Consider the following 14153-nt stretch of genomic DNA (forward strand, 5'->3'; position numbering starts at 1 on the left):
CTTTTGCTTTGCGTGCGATTTCCTCCGGCGTTCTTTTTCTTCTTGGCATAGTAAAACCTCCAAACTCAGTATTTATTATATACCTGTTTGGAGGTTTACACAATCTTTGTAAAAGACTCGAAGATGCTTCCCACCTTATAGGTGAAACATCTTCTTTTATTTATATATGGCAGATTAATCATACCGAATTATTTTATGCATCTGTCTTTGTCTAGGTTAGCGTTTTCATTATTAGGTTCTTTATCTGAATTAACACTTTTTCCTTTTGCATTCGCATTTGTCGAATTCAGGATTAAATGCATAAAAGTTTTTGGAATCCAGATTGTCCTGTACAACGCGGAGTGCTTCACCAAAGCGCTGAAAATGCACAATTTCTCGTTCTCTAAGAAATTTAATTGGTTCACGAACATCGGGATCATCTACCAGCCTTAGGATGTTATCATAAGTGGTACGGGCTTTTTGTTCAGCAGCCAAATCTTCCGTTAAATCGGTGATGACATCCCCTTTTGATTGGAAATAAGTTGCTGTAAATGGTGCTCCGGATGCAGCAACGGGATATAATCCGGTTGTATGATCTACAAAATAAGTATCAAATCCACTTTTCTTAATTTCATCAATGGATAAGCATTTTGTCAGCTGATAAACAATTGCACAAATCATTTCAATATGTGCCAGTTCTTCTGTTCCAATATCGGTAAGAATACCTTTTACCTCACCATATGGTGCAGTGTATCGCTGTGCAAGATAGCGCTGTGAAGCCGCCAATTCGCCGTCCGGCCCGCCAAATTGGGTGATGATCACCTTTGCCATAGATGGGTTTGGATTCTTTATATTGACTGGAAATTGCAATTTTTTTTCATATGCCCACATAATTTATACCCCTTTCTCCCATGGCCATGGATCGTTTATCCAGGTCCAGCTTTCTGTACTCGTGACATCATTGCGTGTAATCGGACCGTATTTTTCTGTGTATTCCATATGAAGTTCATGGCGTAGTTTACGGTACATTTCATAATATGTCAGCGCTTTTTTACATCTGGGATGGGTGTCAAGGAAGAGATTGACTTCCTGAAGGGCGAAATCCACTACTTGAATTTTACGCAGCAGAGCGATTTTTTCACTCTCCATGCTGTCGCATTTTTTTCCGCAATTGTTTGGGTTATTTTCCACAGGGTACGGCCTCCTCTCCTATGAACGGAAGATCCAGCTCCGGGAAAATTGTTCCTCGGCAGATTCCTACATCCGGATCATATGTTTTGTTCCACATCTGCATAGGGACATAGGCCATAGCCAAGGCTTGCCTTGGATCTGCAAAAATGGGATCTTCATTTGTGATATCAATTTCATCTCTGGAAATCTCGTAATTTGTTTCTTCCACTTATATTGCTCCTTTCGTACTCTTGCAGCCTTTTGCTGGCTACATTATTATTTTATGAGCATACATCTTTCTTGTGCTTGGACACGCGAAAGGTGATGAATAGAATTGTTTCAAACATAATTCATTCACAATAAATGAATGGAAACAATCCTTGTTTTTTTAAAAAGCAATCAATAAAAGAATGAGACAAGATGTACCGAAAGGCAAAAATCATCCATCTTAGAGATGCCATATTTTATTTATTTGAATATTTTTTCATTTAGGATAGTAGAATTTTATATTTTTTGTTATAATTATAGAGAAAAGCAAGGTATTCCTAGCCTCTGCAGATAGTATTTGCTGATGCAAATCTCTATCTGAAACCCTTGACAAAACCTTGAAACGCGGGAATCAATTCATTTTTAAACGGGAGCACAATCTTCTGCTGAATCGTTGCATAATAGGCAATATCCCTTTATTGAACAAATAAAAAGATAAAATAAAAAACAGTAAAACAAAAGAAGGTATGTTATGATAATACTTAGCAAATGTTTGGCCGGTTGCAAGTGCCGTTATGACGGAAATGATAATAAAGTGGACTGGTGCATAGCACTGAAGGAAAAATATGAGATACTGGAAGTTTGCCCGGAGGTATTGGGAGGGCTGCCCATACCAAGAATTCCTTCAGAACGGTTGGGGGACAGAGTGATAAACAGAAAGGGAGAAGATGTGACAGCCGCTTTTTGCAGGGGAGCAAAAAAGGCTTTGAAAGCGATAGAAAGCAGAAAAGAGATTATAGCTGTGCTGAAATCTAAAAGTCCTTCTTGTGGCAGCGGTGAGATTTACGATGGAAGTTTTACCGGAACGCTGAAAGAAGGAGACGGAATTTTTGCGGAATTGTTAAAAGAAAAAGAAATTCCTGTTTTTTCAGAGTTGCAGGAGAAAGAAGTGCTGAAGTACCTTGCAGATAAGAAGTAAAGAGACGAATGAAATTTTACTCGGTTTAAAATGAATAAAAAATCCATTTTAGTGACATTTCTATAAAAAAGCTATGTTAAAAATATATAAAGATGATGTCGGATAATTGGATAAATTGATGAAAAAAAGGATGAAAAGACAGAATTTTATTTAGAAACTTGCAAATAGGTGTAATTCATTATAAAATAAATAAAGAAATAAAATATGTAAGGAGTGTAGGTCTTGGAAAAACTTTTTAAACTCAAAGAGCATGGCACAGATGTCAAGACTGAGATGATTGCTGGTGTTACTACCTTTTTATCAATGGTGTACATATTAGCTGTCAATCCCTCGATCTTGTCTGCAGCAGGAATGGACAAGGGAGCGGTATTTACTGCGACTGCAGTATCCGCTGTTCTCGCAACACTTTGTATGGCGTTTTTTGCAAATTATCCGGTGGCTTTGGCTTCCGGTATGGGGCTGAACGCTTATTTTGCTTTTTCTGTTTGTGTGCCTATGGCAAAGGCAGGCGTTACGGATCCGTGGCAGATCGCATTGACAGCGGTTTTGGTGGAAGGTATTATTTTTATTATCCTTTCCCTGTTTAAATTTAGAGAAACCTTGGTTAACAAGGTTCCTGCAAACCTGAAATTTGGAATTACCGCCGGTATCGGGTTGTTTATTACCATTGTAGGCTTAAAAGGTGCAGGGATTGTTATCGGTGATTCCTCTACTCTGGTCGCAATGGGAAATGTATTATCTCCCCAGTTTATTCTGGCTTTGGTTGGGTTGCTTCTGATTGGGATCATGCATCACTACAAAGTGCCGGGGGCAATTTTGTGGGGAATTTTAGCGACTTGGGTTCTTGGAATGATTGCACAGCTTTGCGGTTGGTATGTTGTTGACATTGAAAAAGAGGCATATTCTCTTTTCCCAAGCTTTAAAGATTATAGCTTCCTTCCCGCGGCTCCTAATTTCTTTAAATTCAATTTCAGCTATGTGACAAGTCATCTTCCTGAATTTATTGTAATTGTGTTCTCTTTCTTATTTGTTGATTTGTTCGACACTGTGGGAACTTTGATCGGGGTTGCGGATAAAGGAGGCCTTTTGGACAAGGACGGCAATCTTCCGAAAGCAGGCGGCGCTTTAATGGCTGATGCTGTGGGAACGGTTGTCGGTGCATGTCTGGGTACCTCAACTGTTACTAGCTATGTAGAGAGCAGCGCTGGTGTTGCACAGGGCGGACGTACTGGCTTGACAGCGGTTACGACTGCAGTACTGTTTGCTGTTGCTTTGTTCCTGTCGCCTATCTTTCTGGCGATTCCCGGATTTGCCACAACTCCGGCACTGGTATTTGTCGGTTTATTAATGATGAGTTCCGTAAAAAAAATGACATTCGACGGAGACATTGCTGATACCATCGGCGGCTTTGTCGCAATTGTTATGATGCCGTTTACCTATTCCATCGCAAACGGTATTATGTATGGAATTCTATCTTGGGTTATTCTCAAGGTTTGCACGGGGAAAATCAAAGAAGTTCATCCGGTTATGTGGGTATCCTTCGGTTTGTTTGTACTGCGTATTATCACGCTGGCCATCCCGGCAATCGGTTAAGGAAAGGAAGCATAGCTATTATGAATTATCATTTGAAAGTGGCAGGGCTGGAACGTGAGCTGCCTCTTTGCAAGGTTGCGGATGACTTTTATATTGCCGCTTTCATCATGTTCGGCGATGTGGAAATCACGGTAAACAGCGCCAGAGAACTCTTGAAAAAAGCGCCTGAATTCGATGTTTTAATTACTGCGGAATCAAAAGGGATCCCGCTTTTGTATGAGATGGCGAAACAGGCAGGAAAAAATTATTATATCGTTGCAAGAAAAGGTCCAAAACTCTATATGCGCGATGTGATTCATACAAAAGTCGATTCCATTACTACCGATCATCAGCAGATTTTATGCATCGGTGCGGAAGAGGCGCAAGCAATGAGAGGGAAAAGAGTGTTGGTTGTAGATGATGTTATCAGCACAGGAGAATCTCTCGCCGCATTGGAAACCTTGATCAATCAGGTTGGGGGAAACATTGTTGGAAAAATGGCAGTTCTTGCAGAAGGCGATGCAATTGGCAGAACGGATATCACTTATCTTGCACCTCTGCCGGTGTTCCATGCTGACGGAAGTGAGATAAAATAACGTTGTTATAATAAAAGCCGTTACAATATTTTTGTAACGGCTTTTTACTATTGGGTATTTTGGAAAGTTTGAAAAAATTAGAGGCTATTTAGGCAAAATGTAGAGAGATGTATGGGTTTATATCTTCCATAAGAGATATTTAACGTTTCAACGGGAGATTGCACTCTAGTCAAAAATTCCGAACGCCTGAAGAGGCAGTGACATCTTGCTTTGCATTATAAAAATACAAAAAATATTTTGACTAAAATGTTAAAAAGTATTGTTGAAATCAACTAATTCAACACACTGTATTTCGGCAAATTTGAACAAAATGTGAATTTCTTTATTTTTTAATTAAATTTAACGAAAAGCCTTTCAATTTGCATACGGATAGTGTATACTATAAAGCGGAGAACGATGGGACAATCTACTTGTTAATTTTATGACAATCATAAAGTATATTTAAAGGAAGAAAGGAGTCTATTTCATGACTAATAACAAGAAAGTATTGACTTGGTTAGATGAAATGACAAAAATGTGTCAGCCTGACAAAATTGTTTGGATTGACGGCAGTGAATCCCAGCTGGATGAGCTGAGAAAAGAATCTGTTGCAACAGGTGAAATGATTGAACTCAATCAGGAAAAATTACCTGGCTGCTATCTGCACAGAACGGCAGAAAATGATGTAGCAAGAGTTGAAGGCAGAACTTTCATCTGTACTTCCAAAGAAGAAGATGCTGGCCCGACAAATAACTGGATGGCTCCTAAAGATGCTTATGAAAAATTATCCAAGTTATATGAAGGATGCATGAAAGGCAGAACCATGTATGTAATTCCTTTCATCATGGGTGTGAAGGGATCACCTTTTGCAAAGGTCGGTATTGAATTGACTGACAGTATTTATGTTGTATTAAACATGAATATCATGACCAGAATGGGAAAAGATGCATTGGAAGAAATCGGTGAAGACGGCGATTTTACAAAGTGCCTGCATGCAAAAAAAGATGTAAATCCGGAAGATAGATATATCGTTCAGTTCCCGGAAGATAACACTATCTGGAGCATCAATTCTGCTTATGGCGGAAATGTTCTGCTGGGCAAAAAATGTTTTGCACTCAGAATTGCTTCCTATCTCGGCAAACAGCAGGGATGGATGGCAGAACATATGCTGATTCTCGGACTGACCAATCCTCAGGGCGAAAAACATTATATTGCGGCCGCTTTTCCGAGTGCCTGTGGTAAAACAAATCTGGCTATGTTGATCCCGCCGGAAGCACTGAAAGGTTATAAAGTAGAAACCGTCGGTGATGACATTGCGTGGCTGAAAATCGGCGAAGACGGTAGACTTTGGGCGATGAATCCCGAAGCTGGTTTCTTCGGAGTGGCTCCTGGCACAAGTTCCAAAACGAACTACAATGCATTGGCTACGACTAGAAAGAACACAATTTTCACAAACGTTGCTCTGACAGATGATGGTGAAGTCTGGTGGGAAGGCATGGATGGCGACGCACCGGCTCATGCAATTGATTGGTTAGGAAAAGAATGGACTCCTGCTTCCGGTACGAAAGCGGCTCACCCGAATTCCAGATTTACCGCTCCGGCTGCACAGTGTCCCTGCATTTCACCGGATTTTGAAAACAAAGCAGGCGTTCCGATTTCTGCTATCGTATTCGGTGGAAGAAGAGCAAAAACTGCTCCGCTGGTATATCAGGCTCGCGACTGGGAACACGGCGTATTTGTAGGTGCTACCATGGCTTCTGAAACAACGGCAGCAGCAGCAGGCGCTGTAGGTGTTGTAAGACGTGATCCAATGGCGATGATTCCGTTCTGCGGTTACAATATGGGTGACTACTTTGCTCACTGGCTGGAAATGGGGAAGAAGATCCCGAATCCGCCGAAAATTTTCCATGTTAACTGGTTCAGACTGGATGACAACGGCAAATTCATGTGGCCTGGCTTTGGTGACAATCTGAGAGTATTAAACTGGATCGTTGACCGTTGTGATGGAAAAGCAGATGCTGTTGAAACAGAAATCGGCTATCTACCGAAAGTTTCCGATATCAATGTGGACGGCTTGGATTTGGATGAAGCTACCTTGAAAGAGCTTCTGTCGGTTGATAAAGAAGTTTGGAAAAGCGAACTTGCCGGTATGAAAGAATTCTTTGCAAAATTTGGTGACAGATTACCTGAGGGAATCAAACATCAGTTGAATCTGCTGGAAGAGAACTTAAATAAGTAAAATTTTATGATAAAAGAGGTAAACAAAACGCTTACCTTTCAGACTAACGAAAAAGGCATGTATTCGCTTAAACGAATACATGCCTTTTTCGTATTATTTCTTGCAGTTTCCACAACATTTATAGATTCTATATCAATTCTTTCATAAAGATAATTTCAAGAGGCTCTCTTTTGAGTATCAATGAACCGACATCCGTATATTTCAGTTTTCGATAAAAATACTGTGCGGTCTCGGTTGAAAGAGTTGAGGTCATTGCAATGGAATAACGTTTTTCTTTCATTCGTTTTTCCCAAAACATAACAAGTTCTTTGCCATAGCCTCTACTACGGTAATTCTGCAATAAATAAAGCATATTTATAAAAGGCGTATTGTCCCAAAACATTCCCCACCGCAGCCATCCAATAGGATGTTCCTCTTCTTCTGCAATGAGGATTCTGCCCAATGAAATAACACAATACAGCTCTTTTTCAGAGATATGGTTATCATATTTTAAAAGAAAGCCCGCATCGCGCTTGATTGCCGTTCTTATTTTCATAGTTTAATCCTCAAAACTTTTCTTTTCATTATATAATGACACCGGCCGAAAATCAATTGCTTTTGGTGGTGAATTTTCATCTGATGCAGAATTTCAATAGATGGTGTTACAAATCGAATAAAGAAGAGTGGCTGAACAGTCAACTTCAACACAAAAACAGGAAAGACACAGTATTCTCTATGAATGAGATAACACATACAATATTGTTTCAGCAAACGTTATGATAATTTAGCAGAAAATTTAGTAAAAAAAGCTTGACATTGCAGAAATAATATATTATTATAATAAAAGTGTAAAGGATATTAACTTTACACAAATTGTATGAAGTATGTGATTGATATGGCAAAAAACTTTCGCATTTGCATATTGCTAGACTATTATAAGGCCATGCTGACGGAAAAGCAGGCAGAAGTCATTGATTTATACTATAATCAGGATTTGTCTCTTGCTGAGATCAGCGAATTGATGGATGTGACAAGACAAGGAATCCGCGATCATATTAAACGCGGTGAGGAATCCTTGATGCATCTGGAAGAAAAGTTACATCTGGCTGAAAAAGCTGAATTTGAACAGCAGCGGTTTGACCAAATGCACAGTGTGATTGAAGAACTTGCTTATTTGAATCAGGTTCAGATTCATCATCCACAGATCACCCGTAACACAAAAGAGCTGGAACAGCTTCTTGAGGAATTGAATGGAGTGAATGAATAGATGGCTTTTGATAACTTAAAAGACCGCCTGAGTGATATTTTTGGAAATTTAAAGAAAAAAGGAAAGTTGTCCGAATCCGATGTGAAAGCTGCAATGCGTGAGATCCGTCTTGCTCTTCTGGAGGCGGATGTGAACTATAAGGTAGCAAAAGAATTTGTTTCAAAGGTGTCCGAAAAGGCAATCGGGGAAAAGGTAATGGAAAGTCTTACCCCGGGGCAGCAAGTCATCAAGATTGTGAACGAAGAGCTCTGTGAGCTGATGGGCGGGACCAATGAAAAAATTAGATTTTCCGACGCTCCTCCGACTGTTATCATGTTGGTTGGATTGCAGGGAGCGGGAAAGACAACGACCTGTGCGAAACTTGCCGGAATTTTGAAGAAACAGGGCAAACGTCCTCTTTTGGCAGCGTGCGATGTATATCGACCGGCTGCTGTTGATCAGCTTATCACGGTTGGGTCTTCCTTTGATGTACCGGTGTTTTATGATAAAGATTCCAAAGATCCGGTTGCAATTTCAAAAAGAGCGTTGGAAACTGCGAAAAAAGAATTGAATGATGTCTTGATTGTCGATACGGCTGGTCGGCTTCATATTGACGAAACGTTGATGGAGGAGCTTTCCAATATCAAGAATGCATTAAATCCTTCCGAAATTCTTCTTGTTATCGATGCTATGACAGGTCAGGATGCTTTAAACTCTGCCACGGCCTTTAATGAGCAGCTGGATTTATCCGGCATTATCGTCACGAAGCTAGACGGCGATGCCCGTGGGGGAAGTGTACTTTCTGTCCGTGCGGTTACCCACAAGCCGATTAAATATGTCGGCATGGGAGAGAAACTGAATGAGTTGGAGCCGTTTCATCCTGATAGAATGGCATCGAGAATATTGGGAATGGGCGATGTGCTTACCCTAATAGAAAAAGCTGAACAGGCTTTTGACGAGAAGAAAGCCAAGGAACTGGAAAAGAAAATGAAGGATCAGAGCTTTACCTTTGAAGATTTCCTTGACCAGTTGGATCAGCTGAAAAATATGGGACCCTTGGATAATATGCTTTCTATGATTCCGGGAGTGAACAAGAAGGCTTTAAAAGGAATTGACTTGGATGAAAAACAATTTGATCGGACCAAAGCGATCATTCTTTCTATGACAGTGAAGGAGCGCCAAAATCCTCAGATTATCAACTATTCCAGAAAACAGAGAATTGCGAATGGAAGCGGTACTACGCTGCAGGAAGTCAACGGACTTTTAAAACAGTTTGAGCAGATGAAAAAAATGATGAAGCAATTTTCAAAAAAGAAAATGCCAAGAGGCATGAAGGGATTTTTTTAATCGTTTATCTTGATATTTTATATAAAGTATCACAGCTTATGGAGGTGAAAAATACAATGGCAGTTAAAATCAGATTGAAAAGAATGGGTGCGAAAAAAGCTCCTTTCTACAGAGTGGTTGTTGCTGATTCCAGATTTCCCAGAGATGGAAGATTTATCGAGGAAATCGGTATCTACAATCCGATGAAAGATCCGTCTGAATTCAGTGTTGATTCTGAAAAAGTTCAGAAATGGATCAAAAACGGCGCTCAGCCCACAGATACTGTAAGAAATCTTCTGAAAAAGAATGGTATTCTCTAATACCAGAAGGAGGTTTTTCAGGTGAAAGATCTATTAATCTTCCTTGCAAAATCACTGGTGGACACTCCAGATGAAGTACAGGTAGTTGAGAAAGAAACAGACAATGGTATTCTTTTTGAACTGCATGTGGCGCCTTCTGATATGGGAAAAGTTATCGGCAAGCAAGGGAAAAATGCGCAGGCAATCAGATGTCTGATGAAAGCGGCATCGTCAAAAGAAAACAAAAAAGTTTCTGTTGACATTGTCCAATAAGCAGATTCAGAGTGGGCATATTTGCCCACTCTTTTGCTAGGTATTAGGAGGTTTAATCCAAACAATCTTCCCTTTTTTGATTTTGTATTTTTTAAATTGTTGGTTTTGCAAGACATAGCTATGCTTGTGATATCAAAAAGTAAAATGTGGAGAGCTGTTTCGAAGAGAGAATTTTTTTGAAGTTTTAAAATTCAAAAACTTTTCTATGAAAGCGGTATTGTGTTTCACTTTCCAGTAGCTAGCTCAGGAAGGAGGTTTGCCGGATGGAACGAAAGAAGATTACAATTGGCAGGATAGTCAATACTAGGGGACTTAAAGGAGAAGTAAAAGTTCTTCCCATGGTTGATGATTTGGATTTGTTCGAGTCAATTGAATATGTAATGATTGACGGAAAAAAATTTGAAATGGAAGGGACAAAATATTTTAAAGGGAATGCGATTTTAAAGCTTTCTGGCATCGATACAATAGAGGAAGCAGAGAATTATAAGACCAAAAAAATTGATATCTTTGAAGAGGATTTGCCCGCTTTGGAAGAGGGCGTGTATTATGTGAAAGATTTGCTTGGCCTTACGGTGGAAACCGAGGAGGGGGAGAAACTTGGAAAAATTATTGATGTCTTTAAAACGGGAAGCAATGATGTCTATACTGTAAAACAGGCAGACGGCAAAGAAATTTACCTTCCCGCGATAAAAGACGTTGTGCAAAAAATTGATCTGAAAGAAAAAAAAGTGACTGTAAAATTAATTGAGGGGCTTCTATAATGCGTATTGATATTTTGACGCTGTTTCCTGAAATGGTGCGTGCTGTTCTCGGCGAGTCCATCACTGGACGGGCTTTAAAGAACAGCTTATATGAACTGAACACAGTCAATATCCGTGACTTCACGGCGGATAAGCATCGAAGGGTAGATGACTCTCCTTATGGCGGCGGCTCAGGGATGGTGATGGAAGCACAGCCGATCTATGACGCCTATGTTTCTGTGTATTCACCTGACGCAAAGGTCATTTATCTTTCACCGCAGGGCAGGCCTTTCTGTCAGCAGAAAGCGAGAACGCTTTCGGAAGAGAAGCATCTGATTCTTTTGTGCGGGCACTACGAAGGTGTAGACGAACGCGTACTGGAGGAGATAGTAGACGAAGAAATATCTTTGGGAGATTTTGTTTTGACTGGAGGGGAAATTGCGGCTTGTGCCGTGTGTGACGCAGTTTTGCGATTGATTCCGGGCGTACTTGGAAATAATGCTTCCTCTTTTGAGGAATCTTTTGAAGATAATTTGCTGGAATATCCTCAGTATACCAGGCCGGAAGAAGTATTGGGAAGACGGGTTCCAGAAGTATTGCTCTCTGGACATCACAAAAATATCGAGCGTTTTCGGCGGGAAAAGTCACTGGAACGTACTTTTTATAAAAGACCTGATTTACTGGAAAAAGCAGATTTGACGAGAACAGATTTGGCATTTCTGGAAACACTCAAAAAAAATACAAAATAATATCAAAAAAAGCTTGATTTATGATGGCATTTGTGTTATTATATTATGGTGTAAAAAGGGGATTCCTCTGATAGAAGCGTTAGCTATTAATGAATTCCCAGGCAAGAAGGGAGGAAATAGAGAATGGATATCATTAAATCTATTACTGCAGACCTTATTAGAACTGATTTGCCTGAACTGAAAATTGGTGATACAGTAAGAGTCTTCGTAAAAGTAAAAGAGGGTAATAGGGAGCGTCTTCAGGCATTTGAAGGCACTATTATCAAAAAACAGCACGGCGGTATCGCAGAGACATTTACCGTTCGCCGTGTATCTTACGGTGTAGGCGTTGAAAGAACCTTCCCGGTGAATTCACCCAATATCGGTAAAATTGAAATTGTCAGAAAAGGTAAAGTTCGCCGCGCGAAGCTGTACTATCTGAGAGACAGAGTCGGAAAAGCTGCGAAAGTCAAAGAAAAAATCTAATAACGCAAGAAAGGGGGCTGATCGAATTGGCTCCCTTTATGTTTTTGGAGGCTTATATGGACGAAAATAAAAAAGAAATAAATGATAAAAATTGCGAAAACAGCGAAATAGAGGAGTACAATCAATCAGAAGAAGAATCTTCCGATGAGACTGTCTCTGAGATTCAGGATGCTCCGATAAATCCGGAGACGCACCCCGACGAAAAGGATAAGAAAAAGAAACGCGGGGCTTTGAGAGAAGTGATGGACTGGGTTATTTCTATCGCAATCGCTTTGATTGCGGTTATCCTGATCAATCAGTTTTTGTTGATTCAGGTTTTAGTTGACGGCTCCAGTATGGTGCCGACCTTGCACGATGGCGACCGTTTATTTGCATATCGCATTGGGTATGAACCAAAATACGGAGATATTGTTGTGCTGGATCCGGAGCAAACAGACGGCAGTGTAAAAGGGAAGCTAATGTTCAACCGGGTATTGTATATTAAGCGCGTTATAGCGACTGAAGGGCAAACGATTGATGTAAAGGGCGGCAAAGTATATATCGATAATCAACCCATTGCGGAGGATTACATTGCACCGGGAGCTGTTACAAAAAATGGTACAACGGAACTCCCTCTTACTGTTCCCGAAGACTGTGTTTTTGTGATGGGGGATAACCGGGAACACTCCAAGGACAGCCGCGATCAAAGCGTTGGTATTGTGAGTGAGGACAGGTTGGTAGGAAAAGCCTTTTTCCGCCTGTTTCCGTTCAATGTATTCGGACCGGTAAGCTGAAAAAACGGCATGAATGCTTTTATCGAAAAACAAATAGCGGGAATTTCCATCCGGAATGCCCCGCTATTTTCATAGTATTCAAGAAAACAAAATTTTCTTTTTTAGAAGAGAGGAAACAGAAAATGAATATTAATTGGTTTCCCGGACATATGGCCAAGACAAGGCGTTTGATTCAGGAACACTTAAAACTGGTTGATGTAGTGGTAGAAATTCGGGATGCAAGAATCCCTGCGTCATCCGGTAACCCAATGATTGAGGAGCTGCTGGGAACGAAACCGCGGGTAATTCTCTTAAATAAATATGATATGGCGGATGATGAAATCACTCAAAAATGGATTTCCTATTTTCAGTCTGTTCACACAAAGGTTCTTTTGACCGATTCCATATCCGGAAAAGGATTGGATAAAGTGGTTGGTGCTGTGAAGAGTCTGGTTCCTGAAAAAATGGAAAAGTATAAGGAAAAAGGAATGCGTTTTATTCCCAAGATGATGGTGGTTGGAGTCCCCAACGTGGGAAAATCCTCCTTTATTAATAAACTCACTGGGAAGTCCAGTGCAAAAACGGGGGATAAACCGGGAGTAACCACTGCAAAGCAATGGATTCGGATTCAGAATGAAATTGAGCTTCTTGATACACCTGGTATCCTGTGGCCAAAATTTGAAGAGCCGGAAGTCGGACAGAAGCTGGCATTTACTAGAGCGATTAAGGATGAGATTTTAGATATTGAGGAATTGTGTTTCTTCTTTCTTAAATGCCTGATTCAGCAAGGATATCAAAAAAATATTGAGCAGCGGTATAAGATAGAAATTCCGGAAGGAATGGAACCATATGCATTGATGGAGATGATTGGAAAAAAACGCGGTTTTGTAATCCGCGGCGGCGAGATTGATATGGTACGCACGGCAAATACTGTGATGGATGAATATCAGAGCGGAATGCTCGGAAAGATTACACTGGAGAAACCGGAGGATGTGTGATGAGCCTGATTGATTTTGACAGAGAAATGATCGCTCAGGGATACCCTGTTATAGCTGGCGCGGATGAAGCAGGCAGGGGACCGCTTGCTGGCCCCGTTTTTGCCTGTGCCGTCATTATGCGCGATGATGAGATTATCGATGAAGTCAACGATTCCAAAAAACTGACAGAAAAAAAACGGGAAGCGTTGTATGATATCATTTTGGAGCATGCTGTTGACTATTGCGTTGCCTCTGTGGATGAAAAAACAATTGATGAGATCAATATATTAAATGCGACAATGCTGGCATTTAAAAATGCACTCAACGGGTTAAAAAAGGTGCCTAATCTAAGCCTCATCGATGGCAATCAAGACAGAGGAATCACAATTCCCCATCGGTGTATTATAAAAGGCGATGCTTCTTCTTATCATATCGCCGCAGCATCTATCCTTGCCAAGGTCAGCAGGGATCGTTATATCAGACAACAGGCTGAAAAATATCCCCAATACGGTTTTGAAAAACATAAGGGTTATGGAACGAAAGCTCATATTGAGGCAATTCGCCGATATGGACTTTGTGAAATTCACCGCAAGACATTCTGCACAAAATTTGTGAACGGTGAATAG

At 40.5% G+C, this 14153-nt stretch carries 19 protein-coding genes; 15 read left to right on the forward strand and 4 right to left on the reverse strand.

The window, feature by feature from the left end; genetic code table 11:
- Positions 1-215: hypothetical protein (locus KQI32_RS07025; protein WP_216424467.1), on the forward strand; the 215-nt coding region annotated here is incomplete at its 5' end.
- A gap of 34 nt (positions 216-249) precedes the next feature.
- On the opposite strand, the gene KQI32_RS07030 is transcribed toward KQI32_RS07025, so the two are convergent.
- Genes KQI32_RS07030 through KQI32_RS13585 form a run of 3 tightly spaced genes read right to left on the reverse strand, consistent with a single transcriptional unit; the run spans position 250 to position 1378 of the window.
- The gene (locus KQI32_RS07030; RefSeq protein ID WP_177690867.1) at positions 250-870 is read right to left on the reverse strand and encodes a manganese catalase family protein; all 621 of its coding nucleotides are present in this window, start codon (positions 868-870) and stop codon (positions 250-252) included.
- A 3-nt stretch (positions 871-873) separates the two neighbouring features.
- Positions 874-1170, reverse strand: coding sequence for a spore coat protein CotJB (locus KQI32_RS07035; protein ID WP_177690870.1), 297 nt, complete (start codon positions 1168-1170; stop codon positions 874-876).
- Positions 1160-1378, reverse strand: coding sequence for a spore coat associated protein CotJA (locus KQI32_RS13585; RefSeq protein WP_308167045.1), 219 nt, complete (start codon positions 1376-1378; stop codon positions 1160-1162). The genes KQI32_RS07035 and KQI32_RS13585 overlap by 11 nt, the downstream gene beginning before the upstream one ends.
- 510 nt (positions 1379-1888) lie before the next feature.
- Between KQI32_RS13585 and KQI32_RS07045 the strand changes: the two genes are divergently transcribed.
- The 4 genes from KQI32_RS07045 to KQI32_RS07060 all read left to right on the forward strand — a co-directional run bounded on the left by KQI32_RS07045 (position 1889) and on the right by KQI32_RS07060 (position 6721).
- On the forward strand, positions 1889-2335 hold the full coding sequence (locus tag KQI32_RS07045; protein WP_177690872.1) for a DUF523 domain-containing protein: 447 nt from the start codon (positions 1889-1891) through the stop codon (positions 2333-2335).
- Positions 2336-2557: 222 nt separating this feature from the next.
- Positions 2558-3928 (forward strand): NCS2 family permease, encoded by a 1371-nt coding sequence (locus KQI32_RS07050; RefSeq protein WP_177690874.1) that lies wholly within the window; start codon positions 2558-2560, stop codon positions 3926-3928.
- A gap of 20 nt (positions 3929-3948) precedes the next feature.
- On the forward strand, positions 3949-4503 hold the full coding sequence (locus tag KQI32_RS07055; RefSeq protein ID WP_177690876.1) for a phosphoribosyltransferase family protein: 555 nt from the start codon (positions 3949-3951) through the stop codon (positions 4501-4503).
- Between the two features lie 466 nt (positions 4504-4969).
- Positions 4970-6721, forward strand: coding sequence for a phosphoenolpyruvate carboxykinase (GTP) (locus KQI32_RS07060; RefSeq protein ID WP_177690878.1), 1752 nt, complete (start codon positions 4970-4972; stop codon positions 6719-6721).
- A gap of 127 nt (positions 6722-6848) precedes the next feature.
- Here KQI32_RS07060 and KQI32_RS07065 read toward each other — a convergent pair whose 3' ends face one another.
- Positions 6849-7256, reverse strand: a complete 408-nt coding sequence (locus KQI32_RS07065) for a GNAT family N-acetyltransferase (protein ID WP_177690880.1) — start codon at positions 7254-7256, stop codon at positions 6849-6851.
- A 339-nt stretch (positions 7257-7595) separates the two neighbouring features.
- Between KQI32_RS07065 and ylxM the strand changes: the two genes are divergently transcribed.
- The 10 genes from ylxM to KQI32_RS07115 all read left to right on the forward strand — a co-directional run bounded on the left by ylxM (position 7596) and on the right by KQI32_RS07115 (position 14153).
- Positions 7596-7967, forward strand: coding sequence for a YlxM family DNA-binding protein (gene ylxM / locus KQI32_RS07070; RefSeq protein WP_216424468.1), 372 nt, complete (start codon positions 7596-7598; stop codon positions 7965-7967).
- Positions 7968-9293 (forward strand): signal recognition particle protein, encoded by a 1326-nt coding sequence (gene ffh / locus KQI32_RS07075; protein ID WP_177690884.1) that lies wholly within the window; start codon positions 7968-7970, stop codon positions 9291-9293.
- Positions 9294-9349: 56 nt separating this feature from the next.
- Positions 9350-9592 carry a 30S ribosomal protein S16 gene (gene rpsP / locus KQI32_RS07080; protein ID WP_216424470.1) on the forward strand — a complete coding sequence of 81 codons (243 nt, stop codon included), beginning with the start codon at positions 9350-9352 and terminating at the stop codon, positions 9590-9592.
- Positions 9593-9613: 21 nt separating this feature from the next.
- Positions 9614-9844: a KH domain-containing protein gene (locus KQI32_RS07085; protein ID WP_177690888.1), complete on the forward strand. Its 231-nt coding sequence runs from the start codon at positions 9614-9616 to the stop codon at positions 9842-9844.
- A 263-nt stretch (positions 9845-10107) separates the two neighbouring features.
- Positions 10108-10605 (forward strand): ribosome maturation factor RimM, encoded by a 498-nt coding sequence (gene rimM / locus KQI32_RS07090; protein ID WP_177690890.1) that lies wholly within the window; start codon positions 10108-10110, stop codon positions 10603-10605.
- Positions 10605-11333, forward strand: a complete 729-nt coding sequence (gene trmD / locus KQI32_RS07095; RefSeq protein WP_177690892.1) for a tRNA (guanosine(37)-N1)-methyltransferase TrmD — start codon at positions 10605-10607, stop codon at positions 11331-11333. Before rimM ends, trmD begins: the two co-directional genes overlap by 1 nt.
- 123 nt (positions 11334-11456) lie before the next feature.
- On the forward strand, positions 11457-11798 hold the full coding sequence (gene rplS, locus KQI32_RS07100) for a 50S ribosomal protein L19 (RefSeq protein WP_177690894.1): 342 nt from the start codon (positions 11457-11459) through the stop codon (positions 11796-11798).
- Between the two features lie 56 nt (positions 11799-11854).
- Positions 11855-12571 carry a signal peptidase I gene (gene lepB / locus KQI32_RS07105; protein WP_253291102.1) on the forward strand — a complete coding sequence of 239 codons (717 nt, stop codon included), beginning with the start codon at positions 11855-11857 and terminating at the stop codon, positions 12569-12571.
- 122 nt (positions 12572-12693) lie between these two features.
- Complete coding sequence (ylqF, locus tag KQI32_RS07110; protein ID WP_177690896.1) at positions 12694-13548, forward strand: ribosome biogenesis GTPase YlqF; 855 nt, start codon at positions 12694-12696, stop codon at positions 13546-13548.
- The gene (locus tag KQI32_RS07115; RefSeq protein WP_216424472.1) at positions 13548-14153 is read left to right on the forward strand and encodes a ribonuclease HII; all 606 of its coding nucleotides are present in this window, start codon (positions 13548-13550) and stop codon (positions 14151-14153) included. The genes ylqF and KQI32_RS07115 overlap by 1 nt, the downstream gene beginning before the upstream one ends.

Origin of the sequence: Acetivibrio sp. MSJd-27 (assembly GCF_018918095.1) — a bacterium.
Taxonomy (GTDB): Bacteria; Bacillota; Clostridia; order UMGS1840; family HGM11507; genus HGM11507.